The organism is Mangrovimonas xylaniphaga, assembly GCF_001280435.1.
In the GTDB taxonomy this organism is placed as follows: Bacteria; Bacteroidota; Bacteroidia; order Flavobacteriales; family Flavobacteriaceae; genus Mangrovimonas_A; species Mangrovimonas_A xylaniphaga.
In genome coordinates this window covers 23,169-37,360 of sequence record NZ_LBIP01000017.1, presented here as the reverse complement: position 1 = coordinate 37,360, position 14,192 = coordinate 23,169, and the positions used below count along the sequence as shown (strand labels likewise).

Below are 14,192 nucleotides of genomic sequence, written 5' to 3'. Positions count from 1 at the left end.
AGTCTAAAACTCCCAATCACTATACTCTTCAGAAGCTTCTAAAGTATTCTCCAAATTATCTTCCAATTCAGGAAAGAAATCAATACCCGTTATTTGTTCCAAGGAATCTACAGAGACCACAAAGTTATTCAAGTGCTCACTACTCTCTTTAGCAGGAATTAAAAATGCAATTATTTTAACTTCCGAATTAGAATCATCCAAAATCACTTTATAAAAGTACTTTGGCACCGAAACCTGCTCTTGGCCTATGACTTCCAAATCCTCCGTAAGGACTCCTCCCGTAACTACAAAAACGCTATTATACTCCTTTGCCCATCGCCTGGTTTGTTGCTCTAGCCTATTCCAAACCCCTGCATTGAAATAATGATCCTGTGGACTGATATTACTTGTCAAAAAAGTTTCATTATAAGCTTCCAAACTATACCTCCTATCCCCTGCAGGACATAAATGTCCGCGATCGTAACCCGAATTTTTATAGTTACGCCAATGCGCAGCACCCGTCTTTACCACTGAATCTATTTCAAAATATGGCCGTTTAAAATCCAAATCCGAAAGGTGGTCTTTTCTAAGTTCATAAGCCACCCATTCTGCTTGTTCATGTTCTTCGTTATAAGATAGCGAGTAACTGTCATGATGTACCACTTGTCCCGTTGTACTCATAGGCAGTAAGCGAAGTTTAGCTTCTGATTTTGGCATACTTGCTTCAGCAAAGGCTTCTTCCAAAGCCAACTTTTCCAAATGTTCATTGCACCACAAGACACCTACTCCTAGCCCCAGTGCCAAAATAGCAAACCCCAAACGTTTAGTCATGTAACAACACAAATTCTAAAGGATCCCCTATAGCAGCATTGGGCAGGCTAATACCTAGCAGTGCCGAAATAGTAGGCGCAATGTCTGTAATCCAAGTTCGCTGAAGTGTTTCACCATGTTTAATTCCCTTTCCAAAAAACAACAATGGGACATGGGTATCATAATTAAAACCTGTGCCATGATCTGTTCCCGTTTTGTTCCATTTGGAGTCCTTGAAAACCCCCGGTGTGTATACAAACAAAATATCACCAGAACGCTTCTGGTGATGACCATTAGCCAAAAAAGTTTCCAAATACCCTTCGGGACCTTCAAATTGGTTGATAGCAGAAGTGATGTAGACCTTATCGATTAGTTCATAAGTCAACAATTTATTCGCTACAACAGTTTTCACTTCCTGTAAATCCAAGTTGTTATCCTGTATTTTTTCGCGGTCCAAAACCAATTGATTGTTAAGTCTACTTAATACTAAATTGGAAACACTGTACTTGTCTTTCAACAATCGATTCATCTCATCAAACATACTGCTGACATCAAATAATCCTGCCGGAATTTTATTGGAAGACAAAAACGCTGGAACATTTGGCGCAGCGTGATCAGCAGTTAAAAACACCACATATTCTCCCTTCCCTACCTTCTGATCTAAAGCATTTAGTAAACGCTCAAGTTCCAAATCCAAGCGTAAATAGGTATCTTGAATCTCTTTGGAGTTTACTCCAAAATCATGGCCAACCTTATCGGTACTTGAATAACTCACCGTCAATACATCGGTGATATCATCTTTCCCCAAGGCTTCAACATCAATAGCTTTTAAAGTGAAATCTGTTGTTAAACTATTACCATATGGAGAATCGGCGATAATTTCAAACCCTCCATTTTTAGATTTCAAAGCTTTTAAATCATACGGAAAGGTTGAAGTTTTCTTACCATCAAATATTCTTTCAAAATTATTTTCATCGCTACCGCTTTCGGTATAGGTCTCAATATCGTACACGGTATCCCAAATTTTAAAATAGGATTTGGCAATACCAGATGCATTAAACTCATTGACCCATTCTGGTAGTTCTTTCATATAGAATGTACTTGAAATCCAATTTCCTGTACCGTTATGATCGTAATCAAACCAATAGGCAGCATTGGCGGTATGGCCCGCCGGCAAAATGGCGCCTCTATGTTTTACTGAAATTCCAATGGTTTTTCCTCTCATTTGCGTGAACAATCTATTCTCATCAGCAAATGTCGTAGTCAACATTCTTCTTGGCGATTTTTTCCCATCATCACTTTTAGTTCCTAAAGGCTTTACCTTATCATCCTGAACACAATTAACTTCTTCTCTAGTTTTCATATCATACCAATCATTACCAATAATGCCATGGTATTTGGGAGTTGTTCCTGTGAAAACAGAAGCATGCCCCGGTCCCGTCTTGGTTGGAATGTAATTGAAATGGTTGTTCTTACAATTAAATCCTTCATTTATCAACCGCTTAAAACCACCCTCGCCATACTTATTATAATAACGGGTTAGATAATCATATCGCATTTGATCCACTATAATCCCAACTACCAATTTAGGCTTTGAAATCTGTGAATTTTGAGTTGAAAAAATTGAATTTTCGGTATTATTTTGAGCCCTTATAAATGAACAAAAAGCACATATAACCAACAGACATACAAGGTTTTTCATAGAATGATCTCAAGGATAATATTCAAAGCAACTCAAAAATACTGTTTTTTAGGTATCATAATTGGATTTTAAGGTTAAATACCCCTAACTTTTTTTTACTTTAGCGCTAACAAAATTTCGTATGACGGCCCTTAATAATATTGGTAAATATTTTTTGATGATTGCAGACATGTTTCGCAAACCAACCAAATGGTCTGTGATGAAACAGCTGATTTTAAAGGATATTGACGATTTAATTATTGGTTCCTTAGGAATTGTTGCGTTCATTTCCTTTTTCGTTGGAGGAGTAGTAACTATTCAAACAGCCTTGAATATCGACAACCCATTGATCCCAAAATACCTGGTTGGATTTGCCACTAGGCAATCGGTGATTTTGGAATTTGCCCCTACCTTTATTTCCATTATTATGGCTGGAAAAGTAGGGTCATTTATTACTTCCAGTATCGGGACCATGCGTGTTACAGAGCAAATTGATGCCTTGGAAGTGATGGGTGTAAACTCCCTTAACTATTTGGTGTTCCCTAAAGTAATCGCATTACTATTGTATCCATTCGCTATTTCCATTGCTATGTTTTTAGGGATTTTAGGAGGAATGGCCGCCTGTTACTTTGGAGGTTTTGTATCGGTAGATAATTACATCATGGGAGTGCAGCAAGACTTTACGCCCTTCCATCTTACCTACGCCTTCATCAAAACATTTGTATTTGCATTTGCATTGGCAACCATACCATCCTTCTACGGTTACTATATGAAAGGTGGCGCTTTGGAAGTAGGTAAAGCCAGTACCACCTCATTTGTTTGGACCAGTGTGGTAATCATCCTATTGAACTATTTACTCACACAAATGTTATTGAGCTAATGATTGAAGTAAAGAACTTACATAAATCGTTTGGAGATACCCATATTTTAAAAGGTATCAGTACCACTTTTGAAAAAGGGAAAACCAACTTGATCATTGGCCAAAGTGGCTCGGGAAAAACTGTATTCTTAAAATGCCTCTTAGGCTTATTTCCTTATGAAAAAGGAAGTATTATCTACGAAGGAAGGGTCTACAACAATTTGACTGAGGACGAAAAACGCGATTTACGTGCCGAAATTGGGATGGTTTTTCAAGGAAGTGCCCTGTTCGATTCCATGACCATTCTAGAGAATGTCATGTTCCCTTTACGAATGTTTACCAAACAAAGTAAAAGCGAAATGGAAGATCGAGCAGACTTTGTTTTGAAGCGCGTGAATTTGGATGGCGCCCATCATAAAATGCCAAGTGAGGCTTCCGGAGGGATGCAGAAACGGGTAGCTATTGCTAGAGCGATTGTTAACCGTCCGAAATATTTGTTTTGTGATGAACCTAACTCTGGACTGGATCCCAAAACGGCTATTGTTATTGACAACTTGATCAAAGAAATTACCGAGGAATACCAAATCACAACCGTTATTAATTCGCATGACATGAATTCGGTAATGGAAATTGGCGAAAAAATTGTGTTCCTAAAAAATGGTTATAAAGAATGGGTTGGCTCTAACAAAACCATCTTTAAAACGGATAATGAAGCGGTAACCGATTTTGTGTACTCTTCCGAACTGTTTAAAAAGGTACGTAAAATGTATCAGGACGAAAACAGTTAGTAGCTTTCGCTACTCCTTACTCCTGTTTTACGACCAAACTATCTAAATTGTATTTCACTTTCAACCATTCTTCCAAACGTTTTTGACGCTCAGGAATGTCTTTCTCCTTCAACTTGTCATTCCAATCTACCGTGAACACAGATAGGGTATCAATCTTCTTAAAATTGGATGTAATAACATTGGAATAGGAAATTCTATCCACATCCTCATAGTTGATTTTAACCTCTTTGGTCAACTCTTCAAAAGGAATCAAATTCTTCTCAAGTTTATTGAGTTTTTTCAACTCCCCTTCCAAAAATACAATACGTTCTCCCTGCGACATTAAATCAATGGAATCACGATAACGGATTTGCTCCATATACTTCAAATTGTCTAGGTTTTTGGACTTATTTTGATTTACGAAGAGAGTCGTATTTTTTAGATGTTTGTATGTACTCATTCTATCTTCTAATACCGCTATATTCTCTTCAGGAATATCATCCAAACCAAATGAATTCAATTCAATAATCGAGTTTTTTCCTCCATTATATTCTGGGCTCGCATTTTTCCGCATGTAGTCTGGATGTGGCAAAGGCGACACAATTTCTTTCTTCAAAAAATTATTCACATCACGTTCCCAGTTACTTTCATTCAACACCAAAATAAAGGTCCAAATAGCAGGTACCATTACAATAATTGCCAAAATGGAAGCTGCTCTTGCTATCAATTTTCTCTTTTGGGAATTGGCGTATTTCAGCATAGGAAAACGTAACACTTTCACTACTAAAAATGTTGCTAAAGCAATAAAAATAGTATTGATAGTAAAGAGATACATCGCTCCAAGGAAGTAAGTGATGTTCCCTTTCGCCAAACCGTAACCCGCCGTACAAAGTGGCGGCATCAACGCCGTAGCAATTGCCACTCCAAAAATTACGGAAGCTATGGTTCCTTTCTTTGTTTTGGCAATTATTAATGCCAAACCACCAAAAAATGCAATAAGCACGTCTCTAATATCAGGCTTCACACGCCCTAATAGTTCCGAATTATCTTCGCTTAAAGGAAATATGTAAAAAAACATAAATGCCGTTAGCAAACTCAAAACAATCATAGTCGCCAAATTGATCAATGATTTTCTCAGAGTATCAATATCATTGATTCCAATGGACAACCCCACCCCCAGAATAGGTCCCATAAGAGGCGAAATTAACATCGCTCCAATAACCACAGCTGTCGAGTCGGCATTCAATCCTATGGAGGCAACGAATATAGAACAGATTAAAATCCAAGCAGTAGCTCCTTGGAAGGGAATATCATTCTTTATGGATTCAATGGTAGCGTCACGATCGGTGTCTTCCCTGAAATCCAATAATTCACTTAAAAAAGTTTTGCTACTTTTTAAAAGACCTTTGGCGTCTTCCTTTAAGGCTTGTTTAGATTCTTCGACTGCTTGGTCCTTTTTTTGATCTTCCAAAGCCTGCTTTTTCTGCTCCTCTTCTTCAGAAAAATTGAATTTATTTTCGGTCATACTTACCCGTAATTTTCCCCAAACTTGGCCTTCACCGTTTGGAGGACTTGCTTTATATCTTGTTCTTTTGACTTAGGAAAGATAAGTAAAACTTCGTCTTTGTCAACAATAATATAATCATTTAGGCCTTCTACTACGACAATTTTATCCTTTTTACTTCTAATCATATTGCCAGAAGCATCTTCCAATAGGGTTTGTGCATTGACTATGGCATTGGCATTGCTATCCTTCTCCAATTTATCATATAGACTTCCCCAAGTTCCTAAATCATTCCAATCGAAAGTTGCTGGCAATACATAGACATTTTCGCTCTTTTCCATAATGGCGTAATCCACTGAAATGTTCTCTGCCCTTTTGTAATTTTCTGCAATAAAGTCTTTTTCCAGATCAGTGTTATAAGCCTCCATTCCTGTTTGAAATAGAGCAAACAAATCTTCTTGGTTATTCTGAAATGCCTTTACAACGCTTTTTACACTCCAAATAAAAATCCCGGCATTCCATAAAAAGTTACCTTGAGCCAAAAATTGTTTTGCGGTTTCATAATCTGGTTTTTCCCGAAACTGACTTACATGTTTTATAGGAGTTTCAGAATCTTTATCAAATTCAATATAACCGTACCCAGTGTTAGGAAAGGTTGGTTGAATTCCCAAGGTCATTAATGCATCATGTTGGGCACAGTAATCAAAAGTCTGCTGAACATTATCTATAAACGCCTGTTCATCTTCAATCCAATGATCACTTGGAGCGACAATCATAACCGCATCTGGGTTTTCCTTTTGAATTTTTAAAGAGGCATACAAAATACAAGGTGCTGTATTTCGCATTTCGGGCTCAAGAACCACTTGGTTTTGGGATACCTCTGGCAATTGCTCCAAAACCAAATCGTTGTAACGTTCATTGGTAAGAATAAAAATATGGTCTTTAGGAATCAGTCTTGCCAAACGTTCAAATGTTTTTTGAATCAAGGTTTCCCCGGTTCCCAACATATCGTGAAACTGCTTTGGATAACTTTCTGTGCTTACTGGCCAAAATCTGGATCCTACGCCTCCTGCCATTAAAATGGCATAATAATTTTTATTCATAAATGTTTTTTGTCTCTTCTCTTAATTCTTTTTGTTGATTGATTCTATCTTAAGCCAATACTTCCACTTCTGCATTGGGGTTGAACAAATATAGTTTTCCCGTACTCAACTCCAAACATTCATAACGCTTCGTACGTCTTTTCCCCATTTTGAAAACCCTTCCGTTGTAAAGTTTAAACTGACTTCCAAAAGGAACTTCAAAAATATAAGTTTTATTGTTGGCTTCATCAAATTGCTTTAAAGCTAACGCTAAGTTAACATCGGTATCGCTACTGGCCTTGGGATTTTTAAAATGTTTCGCCAAAAGCGGCAACAATTCATTTGGAAATATTGCAGGATGCAATAATGGCAACATTAAATGCTGAAAGGTATATTTCCACTCCTTCCCATGTGGTTTGATAGCTCTCCCATAATTTCTGTAAGCTTCAAAATGAGCAATTTCATGAACCAATGTGATTAAAAATCTGTAAGAATTTAAGTTTGAATTTACTGTAATTTGGTGTTTCCCATTAGGTAAACTTCTATAATCACCATGTCTGGTTTTACGCTCCGATTTTATTTTAACCGATAAATGATCGTGGTTTAAAAGCTCAACAACATAAGCAACGGCAGCTTCTGGAATAAAATTTTGAAGGGTCTTTTGCATCTTTCAAAAATACAGGAATTCTCCTAATTAACTAACCAATCTCCCAATTCATCCATATGCCCAAACGTGCGGGTGGCAATGGCTGGCAATTCGTTATTATAGTCATGCGCCACAAAGCCAAAGACATCAAAACCACCTGATTTTGCTGCGGTAGCTCCCAAAAATGAATCCTCTATAACAACACATTCCTCTGGGTGGTACCCCATGGATTTGGCTGCCCATAAAAACACACCGGGATCTGGTTTCCATTTTTGGATTTCGTAGCAACTAAAAATGTTTTTTTCAAAATATGGGGACAATCCTGTTAATGCCAAATTATGTTTTATTTTCTCCTCAGTGCCACTTGAGGCTACGCCGAAGGGCACATTCAATTTCGCCAACAATTGGGAAACACCTTCTATAGGTTTAAGTGAGCTTTTGAACAACTCAAAACTGCGCTCCCTATACATGTCCTTAAAATTATCGGGAAGTGGTTGCGGCACCAATTTCGCAATTTTATCATAACACATTTGCATAGACCTGCCCTTAAAATGGGTCAAGGCATACTCCAAATCAATATTCCCACCCAACTCATTGGTCATGTCTGCCAGCACTTGATTGCTCAAGGGTTCGCTATCTACCAAAACCCCATCACAATCAAAAATGACACATTTGTACTTTTTCATTTGTTATGGAGTTGAATTGGATACCTGCAATAATTTGCCATTGTAATATTTATGTCCATTTAAGGCGAATTCCGCTATATAATTTGCCATTTCCTCGGCCGTTGTAGGTGCTTGATAGCCAGGAAAAGCTTCTTCCAACATTCCTGTTTGCACAGCTCCCAGAGCCAATACATTGAAAGAAGGACCGGTTTCTTTATATTCCTCTGCCAGCAATTCGGTTAGAGTAATGACCGCTCCCTTACTGGAACTATAGGCTGCCAAACCAGGAAATTTCATACTGCCCTGAACCCCTCCCATAGAACTAATGGTCACCACATGACTATCTTTTTTCATAAAAGGCAATACCGTTCTTGTCATTTCGGAAACACCAAAAACATTCGTTCTGTATACCTGTTCAAAATCTGAAAAGGATGTTTCACTAAAAGGTTTATTCAATAGAGTCCCAGCATTATTGACAAGAATATCTACCTGCCCCCACTCTTTCTCAATAAAATCTTTCACCCTTTCATAGGCCTCCATATCGCCTAGATCGAACGGCATAGCAGACACATTTGCGAGATTAAGGTTGGAGATGGGAGTTTGATTTCTTGAAAGTGCCAAAACGTTATGTCCTTGGCTGGACAAAATTTGCACCATTTCAAACCCTATCCCTCTGCTAGTCCCAGTGATGATAATATTCTTTGTCATTTCTTAATTCATTTTTATTTCCTGACTAGGCGTATTACATACGGTTTCAATAACCGGCATCATTTTATTGATAATGCTAGCCATATATTTATAATCCATCAGCTGGGCCTCATCCCCTACTTTGTGATAAAAATTATAGTTGGTTAAATCACAACTTGACAAGGTGTGACATGGCAATTTAAATTCTTGGTAGAAAGGATAATTATCGGAAGCCCTAAATAAACCGTACTTTTTAGCAATTTCAGAAAACCCAACAAACTTGCTTCCATTGTAGTTATTTAATTTTTCGGCTACATTGGATAAATCATACCCCGTTACAAACACGTCATAATCCCTACCTGTGAAAGGCACACCAATCATTTCAAAATTAAGCATGGTGTAAAGGTTGAAATTTTCCTCCTTTAATTTTTTCGCTAAATGTCCAGACCCTAAAAGCCCCATCTCTTCCGCGGAAAATAAAACAAACATGATACTACGTTTATTGGTCTTTTCGCTTGCAAAATGCTTGGCCATTGCTAAAACAGCGGCCGATCCCGAAGCGTTATCGTTGGCCCCATTGGCAATAGAATCCTGCTCAACCTTTTTACCGTAACCTATATGATCATAATGTGCTCCCAAAATGACATATTCATCTTTCAATTTTGGATCATTTCCTTCCAAAACCCCAACCACATTAAAACCTTTTAAACTGTCTATTGGAAATTCATCTTGATATCCCTCAAAATAAGGTTTGATGCCATAACTTTTAAATTTATCTTCAATGTATTTAGCCGCCTCCGAGATTTCAAGAGTTCCAGTATTTCTGCCTTTTAAGTCATCAGAAGCCAAAAAAGAAACCATTTCCTTTATCTCTTCCTCTGTTGTAGCAGATGTTCTGTCAAAATTTTTAAAATTGAATAGTAGGACAACAAGTAGTACGATATAGATTTTTTTCATAGAGAATTTCATTAAAGATGTAAAAATAACAAATCTCTTGTCCCCATAAAACATCCTAAAATCATAAAGTTTATACAAAATGTTACTTATGCCATCCCCTTTAGAAAAACAAATGAACTATACGTCATAGTCTTTGAATTAAAATTACAAATAGATTGGAATCTTTCTAAATAATTTTAGTATACCTATAAGTGCCAACCACTTATAACCAACTCATTTATTAACCTTTAATCTTTATTATTATGAAAACTTTAAAATCTTTATTAATTTTAATGATCATCACAGCTTCTTTTAATGCCTTAGGACAAGAGAAATCTGTGGAACTATTGAACAATGAATTGGCCAATGACAAAGGTCTAAACATGTACGTTATAGAAAGGAACATTCCTGGCGCTGGAAATTTAACAACCGAAGAATTACAGGCCATCTCCAAAACTTCCTGTGGCGTGCTTGACAGTATGGGGTCTGACATTAAATGGCTTCACAGCTATGTAACTGGAGACAAAGTATATTGTGTATACATGGCCAAAAGTGAAGAACTTGTTAGAGAACATGCCCAAAAAGGAGGATTTCCAGCCAATTCTGTTGCACCTGTCAAGGTGATTATCGACCCTTCTACCGCCGCTGCCAAACAGTAATGTCGCCTGTATTATCTCCCGAACTTCGTTCCTACAATTAAAATTGTAATCAATTACTCAATATTATGTACATCAACACCAACAAGTACAACTGGAAGATCTTATTTTTTGGGACGCTTCTTTTATTGTACGGAACACAAAGTTATTCCCAAAAGGGAGATGGAATGAGCAATGAAATGTCTATTGCCAAGACCATCAATGACAATGACCTTAAATGGAACCCTGCACCAGATTTTTTTCCGGGTTGTTCATTCACCATTTTACATGGAGATATTACTGAGCCTAATTTGGATTTCTTTTTTAAAGTTGAACCCAACACCGAAGTCATTACACATACCCATAATTCGCCCGAGCGAATGATATTGATTTCTGGGGAAATGGAAGTCACTTATGAAAACGAGCCAACAACGCTCTTAAAATCCGGAACCTATGCCTATGGACCTGCAGGCAAACCGCATAAGGCCAAATGCCTTTATAAAGGGCCTTGTGTTCTTTTTATTGCTATGGTCTCACCATTTAATGCCGTTCCAATAGAAAAGTAACTTTGAAAGGTCGAAAGCATCTAAAATTAAAAAGCCATTACAGTTGTAATGGCTTTTTTAGTATTTAACAGGCAACTGTTTTAGATAAACATTGCCACAGGGTTTTCAATATAAGTCTTTAAAGTTTGTAAGAACTGTGCTCCTGTTGCACCATCAACGGTTCTATGGTCACAAGCTAAACATAACTTCATGGTATGCCCAACAACAATTTGTCCATTTTTCACCACTGGTTTTTCAACAATGGCACCTACAGAAAGAATTGCAGAGTTTGGTTGGTTGATAATTGAAGTAAAACTTTCAATTCCAAACATACCTAAGTTAGAAACTGTAAACGTACTCCCCTCCATTTCTTGAGGTGTCAATTTTTTGTTTCTAGCTCTTCCTGCATAGTCTTTAACTGCAGTTCCAATTTGAGACAAATTCAATTCGTTTGCAAACTTCAACACTGGTACTACTAAACCATCTTCCACAGCAACAGCCACACCAATATGTACATGGTGGTTCAATCGCATTTTGTCAGCAAACCATTGAGAGTTTACTTGAGGATGTTGTTTAAGTGCCATAGCACAAGCTTTCACAACCATATCGTTAAACGAAATTTTGGTATCTGGAAGGTCGTTAACTTGCTTACGGAAGGCAATGGCATTTTCCATATCAAACTCCACATTCAAATAGTAATGTGGCGCCGAAAACTTAGATTCCGCCAAACGCTTAGCAATCACCTTACGCATTTGAGAATTTGGTTTCTCATCAAATTGTTCTTGTCCTTGTACTGTAACAACAGGCGCTGCAGCTGTTGGTGCTGCTGCTGGTTTTTGTACGGCAGCGGCAGGTGTAAAGTTTTCAATATCGCGTTTAATAATACGTCCACTTTCTCCAGAACCTTTCACTTGAGATAAATCAACACCTTTTTCTTCTGCCATTTTTTTAGCTAATGGAGATACAAACAATCTTCCATTAGAAGTTGTGGTGGCAACGGCTTGCGGGGCCTCTTTTGCAACTTCAGCAGCAACAACTGGCGCTTCCGCTTTTGCTGCTTCAGCTTGAGGAGCCGCAGTAGTTCCTCCTGCGGAGAAATTAGCTGCTAATCCAGATACATCGGTTCCAGCAGGGCCAATAATCGCCAATAAAGAATCTACCTTTGCAGATTCTCCCTCTTGCAAACCAACATACAATAAAGTTCCAGATTGGAATGATTCAAATTCCATGGTAGCCTTGTCGGTTTCAATTTCCGCCAAGATATCACCTTCTTCAACAACATCTCCAACTTTTTTCAACCAAGAAGCTACAGTTCCTTCTTCCATAGTGTCACTCAAACGTGGCATAGTTACCACAGTTACACCTTCAGGAATAGCAGCACTTGCACTTGGAGCTTCAGTTTTGGCCGGCGCAGGAGTTTCTGCCTTTTCAGCAGGTGCAGTTGCTGCACTTCCTCCTCCACTAATCAATCCAGAAATATCTTCACCTTCATCACCTATAATCGCCAAAAGCTCATCTACTTTTGTAGTTTCTCCTTCTTTAACTCCAATATATAGTAAAGTTCCTTCGTGGAAGGACTCGAACTCCATAGTTGCTTTGTCGGTTTCAATTTCTGCTAGGATATCTCCTTCTGAAACTTTATCACCTACATTTTTCAACCAGGAAGCTACAGTCCCTTCTTCCATTGTATCGCTCAAACGCGGCATGTTTATTACTTCTGCCATAACTTACTTATAGTTTAGTTTGTATAAATGGATAATCTTCTTGTTCATAAACCGCATCATACATTACGTTAAGTTCCGGGAATGGAGATTCTTCTGCAAATTTCTCACACTCTGTAACCAAATCCTTAACGCGTTTGTCAATTTTCTTGATATCAGCTTCTGAAGCATATTTGTTTTCCAAGATGATATCCTTAACCTGAGTAATAGGGTCTATTTTCTTGTACTCTTCTACTTCTTCCTTAGTTCTATAATGCTGAGCATCACTCATAGAGTGTCCTCTATAACGGTAAGTTTTCAACTCCAAGAAAGTTGGTCCTTCACCTCGACGTGCTCTTTGGATAGCCTCATCGAAAGCTTCGGCAACTTTAACCGGGTTCATTCCGTCTACTGGACCAGAAGGCATTTCATACCCTAATCCTAACTTCCAAACATCTGTATGGTTTGCAGTACGCTCAACCGAAGTTCCCATAGCATATCCATTGTTTTCACAAACAAATACTACCGGTAATTTCCATAGCATTGCCAAGTTAAAGGTTTCGTGCAAAGAACCTTGACGTGCTGCACCATCACCAAAACAGCAAATGGTTACCGCATCGCTTCCTTTGTACTTGTCACCAAAAGCCATACCAGCTCCTAATGGAATTTGTCCTCCTACAATACCGTGACCTCCATAAAAACCGAACTCTTTAGAGAAAATGTGCATAGAACCTCCAAGACCTTTCGAGGTCCCTGTAGCTTTACCATACAACTCAGCCATGACACGTCTAGGATCTTCTCCCATCCCGATAGGCTGTACGTGGTTACGATAAGCAGTGATCATTTTATCCTTAGACAGGTCCATAGCGTGTAAAGCTCCTGCCAAAATTGCTTCTTGACCATTGTATAAGTGAAGAAATCCTCTTACTTTTTGTTGAATATATACTGCAGCAAGCTTATCTTCAAACTTTCTCCAGAACAACATGTCCTCATACCATTTCAGGTAAACTTCTTTTGTTATTTTTTGCATTTGGCGTTAATTTAATAAACGGAATAACAAAAATACTACATTAGTTATTAATGAAAAACCGTATTTCATAAAAATTTACCGAAAACGTTATAGCTGGGATTTATCAAATATCAAAGGCAAGAGATTTGATAACGAGTGAGATCTTACCACTTTTCCACTTTCTCCCATAAAGTACATTTCAATAGGTGTTTTCTGACGGATTTCATACTCAGAAATGGCTTGTCTACAAGCACCACAAGGAGGTATGGGACTTAAAGTTGGTTTTAACTGTGAAGCGGCCGTAATGGCCATTTTTAAAATCTTAGCGTTTGGGTATTGGGCACCAGCATAATAAATAGCGGTTCTTTCGGCACAAAGCCCAGAGGGATACGAGGCATTTTCCTGGTTACTTCCTGTAACTACCTGGTTGTTGTCCAAAAAAAGTGCCACACCAACATGAAACTGCGAATAAGGAGCATAAGCCTTTTGCCTCGCCTCTACAGCTCTTTCCATAAGCTCTTGGACTTCTTCAGGTGTTTCCAAAATAGTTTCATACACTTGAAAAACGGACTCAATTTTAACCTCTTTCATATAGTAAGTTATCTTTTAAAGGTAAAAAAATATCCCCACAAATTGATTTCATACATTACAATAATGAATTATGAGCAGAGCAAACAAAAAAAGCAC

General features: G+C 38.0%; 15 protein-coding genes. 4 read left to right on the top strand and 11 right to left on the bottom strand.

Annotation, left to right across the window (positions count from 1 at the left end):
• Positions 1-3 precede the first annotated feature (3 nt).
• On the bottom strand, positions 4-810 hold the full coding sequence (locus tag ZA06_RS10030; RefSeq protein WP_053977340.1) for a DNA/RNA non-specific endonuclease: 807 nt from the start codon (positions 808-810) through the stop codon (positions 4-6).
• Positions 803-2,491: an alkaline phosphatase PafA gene (gene pafA / locus ZA06_RS10025; protein ID WP_053977339.1), complete on the bottom strand. Its 1,689-nt coding sequence runs from the start codon at positions 2,489-2,491 to the stop codon at positions 803-805. Before pafA ends, ZA06_RS10030 begins: the two co-directional genes overlap by 8 nt.
• Positions 2,492-2,612: 121 nt before the next feature.
• On the opposite strand from pafA, the gene ZA06_RS10020 reads away from it, so the two are divergent.
• Both ZA06_RS10020 and ZA06_RS10015 read left to right on the top strand, forming a co-directional pair.
• Positions 2,613-3,350 carry an MlaE family ABC transporter permease gene (locus ZA06_RS10020; RefSeq protein WP_053977338.1) on the top strand — a complete coding sequence of 246 codons (738 nt, stop codon included), beginning with the start codon at positions 2,613-2,615 and terminating at the stop codon, positions 3,348-3,350.
• Complete coding sequence (locus tag ZA06_RS10015; protein ID WP_053977337.1) at positions 3,350-4,117, top strand: ABC transporter ATP-binding protein; 768 nt, start codon at positions 3,350-3,352, stop codon at positions 4,115-4,117. Before ZA06_RS10020 ends, ZA06_RS10015 begins: the two co-directional genes overlap by 1 nt.
• A gap of 16 nt (positions 4,118-4,133) precedes the next feature.
• Here the strand turns inward: ZA06_RS10015 and ZA06_RS10010 are convergent, their stop codons facing one another.
• Genes ZA06_RS10010 through ZA06_RS09985 form a run of 6 tightly spaced genes read right to left on the bottom strand, consistent with a single transcriptional unit; the run spans position 4,134 to position 9,637 of the window.
• Positions 4,134-5,621, bottom strand: coding sequence for a DUF389 domain-containing protein (locus ZA06_RS10010; protein WP_053977336.1), 1,488 nt, complete (start codon positions 5,619-5,621; stop codon positions 4,134-4,136).
• A gap of 2 nt (positions 5,622-5,623) precedes the next feature.
• Entirely contained in the window at positions 5,624-6,703 is a 1,080-nt protein-coding gene (locus ZA06_RS10005) for a mannose-1-phosphate guanylyltransferase (RefSeq protein WP_053977335.1), read from the bottom strand.
• 49 nt (positions 6,704-6,752) lie between these two features.
• A complete protein-coding gene (locus ZA06_RS10000; RefSeq protein ID WP_053977334.1) occupies positions 6,753-7,349 on the bottom strand; it encodes a SprT-like domain-containing protein in 597 nt (198 codons plus the stop codon).
• 23 nt (positions 7,350-7,372) lie between these two features.
• The gene (locus ZA06_RS09995) at positions 7,373-8,014 is read right to left on the bottom strand and encodes an HAD family hydrolase (RefSeq protein ID WP_053977333.1); all 642 of its coding nucleotides are present in this window, start codon (positions 8,012-8,014) and stop codon (positions 7,373-7,375) included.
• Positions 8,015-8,017: 3 nt separating this feature from the next.
• Positions 8,018-8,701, bottom strand: a complete 684-nt coding sequence (locus ZA06_RS09990) for an SDR family NAD(P)-dependent oxidoreductase (protein WP_053977332.1) — start codon at positions 8,699-8,701, stop codon at positions 8,018-8,020.
• A gap of 3 nt (positions 8,702-8,704) precedes the next feature.
• Entirely contained in the window at positions 8,705-9,637 is a 933-nt protein-coding gene (locus tag ZA06_RS09985; protein WP_053977533.1) for a M28 family metallopeptidase, read from the bottom strand.
• Between the two features lie 242 nt (positions 9,638-9,879).
• Here ZA06_RS09985 and ZA06_RS09980 point away from each other — a divergent pair, with 242 nt between their 5' ends.
• The gene (locus tag ZA06_RS09980) at positions 9,880-10,275 is read left to right on the top strand and encodes a DUF4242 domain-containing protein (RefSeq protein WP_082332000.1); all 396 of its coding nucleotides are present in this window, start codon (positions 9,880-9,882) and stop codon (positions 10,273-10,275) included.
• 65 nt (positions 10,276-10,340) lie between these two features.
• Positions 10,341-10,817 (top strand): cupin domain-containing protein, encoded by a 477-nt coding sequence (locus tag ZA06_RS09975; RefSeq protein WP_053977331.1) that lies wholly within the window; start codon positions 10,341-10,343, stop codon positions 10,815-10,817.
• A gap of 80 nt (positions 10,818-10,897) precedes the next feature.
• Here the strand turns inward: ZA06_RS09975 and ZA06_RS09970 are convergent, their stop codons facing one another.
• The 3 genes from ZA06_RS09970 to cdd form a co-directional block, all read right to left on the bottom strand.
• Positions 10,898-12,520: a pyruvate dehydrogenase complex dihydrolipoamide acetyltransferase gene (locus ZA06_RS09970; RefSeq protein WP_053977330.1), complete on the bottom strand. Its 1,623-nt coding sequence runs from the start codon at positions 12,518-12,520 to the stop codon at positions 10,898-10,900.
• 7 nt (positions 12,521-12,527) lie between these two features.
• Positions 12,528-13,526: a pyruvate dehydrogenase (acetyl-transferring) E1 component subunit alpha gene (gene pdhA / locus ZA06_RS09965; RefSeq protein WP_053977329.1), complete on the bottom strand. Its 999-nt coding sequence runs from the start codon at positions 13,524-13,526 to the stop codon at positions 12,528-12,530.
• A gap of 87 nt (positions 13,527-13,613) precedes the next feature.
• Complete coding sequence (gene cdd, locus ZA06_RS09960; protein WP_053977328.1) at positions 13,614-14,096, bottom strand: cytidine deaminase; 483 nt, start codon at positions 14,094-14,096, stop codon at positions 13,614-13,616.
• Positions 14,097-14,192: the final 96 nt, after the last annotated feature.

What these genes read in the sequence shown, in the direction of transcription:
- ZA06_RS10030 (WP_053977340.1), bottom strand. Translation starts at nt 810, where the DNA reads ATGACTAAACGTTTGGGGTTTGCTATTTTGGCACTGGGGCTAGGAGTA.
- pafA (WP_053977339.1), bottom strand. Translation starts at nt 2,491, where the DNA reads ATGAAAAACCTTGTATGTCTGTTGGTTATATGTGCTTTTTGTTCATTT.
- ZA06_RS10020 (WP_053977338.1), top strand. Translation starts at nt 2,613, where the DNA reads ATGACGGCCCTTAATAATATTGGTAAATATTTTTTGATGATTGCAGAC.
- ZA06_RS10015 (WP_053977337.1), top strand. Translation starts at nt 3,350, where the DNA reads ATGATTGAAGTAAAGAACTTACATAAATCGTTTGGAGATACCCATATT.
- ZA06_RS10010 (WP_053977336.1), bottom strand. Translation starts at nt 5,621, where the DNA reads ATGACCGAAAATAAATTCAATTTTTCTGAAGAAGAGGAGCAGAAAAAG.
- ZA06_RS10005 (WP_053977335.1), bottom strand. Translation starts at nt 6,703, where the DNA reads ATGAATAAAAATTATTATGCCATTTTAATGGCAGGAGGCGTAGGATCC.
- ZA06_RS10000 (WP_053977334.1), bottom strand. Translation starts at nt 7,349, where the DNA reads ATGCAAAAGACCCTTCAAAATTTTATTCCAGAAGCTGCCGTTGCTTAT.
- ZA06_RS09995 (WP_053977333.1), bottom strand. Translation starts at nt 8,014, where the DNA reads ATGAAAAAGTACAAATGTGTCATTTTTGATTGTGATGGGGTTTTGGTA.
- ZA06_RS09990 (WP_053977332.1), bottom strand. Translation starts at nt 8,701, where the DNA reads ATGACAAAGAATATTATCATCACTGGGACTAGCAGAGGGATAGGGTTT.
- ZA06_RS09985 (WP_053977533.1), bottom strand. Translation starts at nt 9,637, where the DNA reads ATGAAAAAAATCTATATCGTACTACTTGTTGTCCTACTATTCAATTTT.
- ZA06_RS09980 (WP_082332000.1), top strand. Translation starts at nt 9,880, where the DNA reads ATGAAAACTTTAAAATCTTTATTAATTTTAATGATCATCACAGCTTCT.
- ZA06_RS09975 (WP_053977331.1), top strand. Translation starts at nt 10,341, where the DNA reads ATGTACATCAACACCAACAAGTACAACTGGAAGATCTTATTTTTTGGG.
- ZA06_RS09970 (WP_053977330.1), bottom strand. Translation starts at nt 12,520, where the DNA reads ATGGCAGAAGTAATAAACATGCCGCGTTTGAGCGATACAATGGAAGAA.
- pdhA (WP_053977329.1), bottom strand. Translation starts at nt 13,526, where the DNA reads ATGCAAAAAATAACAAAAGAAGTTTACCTGAAATGGTATGAGGACATG.
- cdd (WP_053977328.1), bottom strand. Translation starts at nt 14,096, where the DNA reads ATGAAAGAGGTTAAAATTGAGTCCGTTTTTCAAGTGTATGAAACTATT.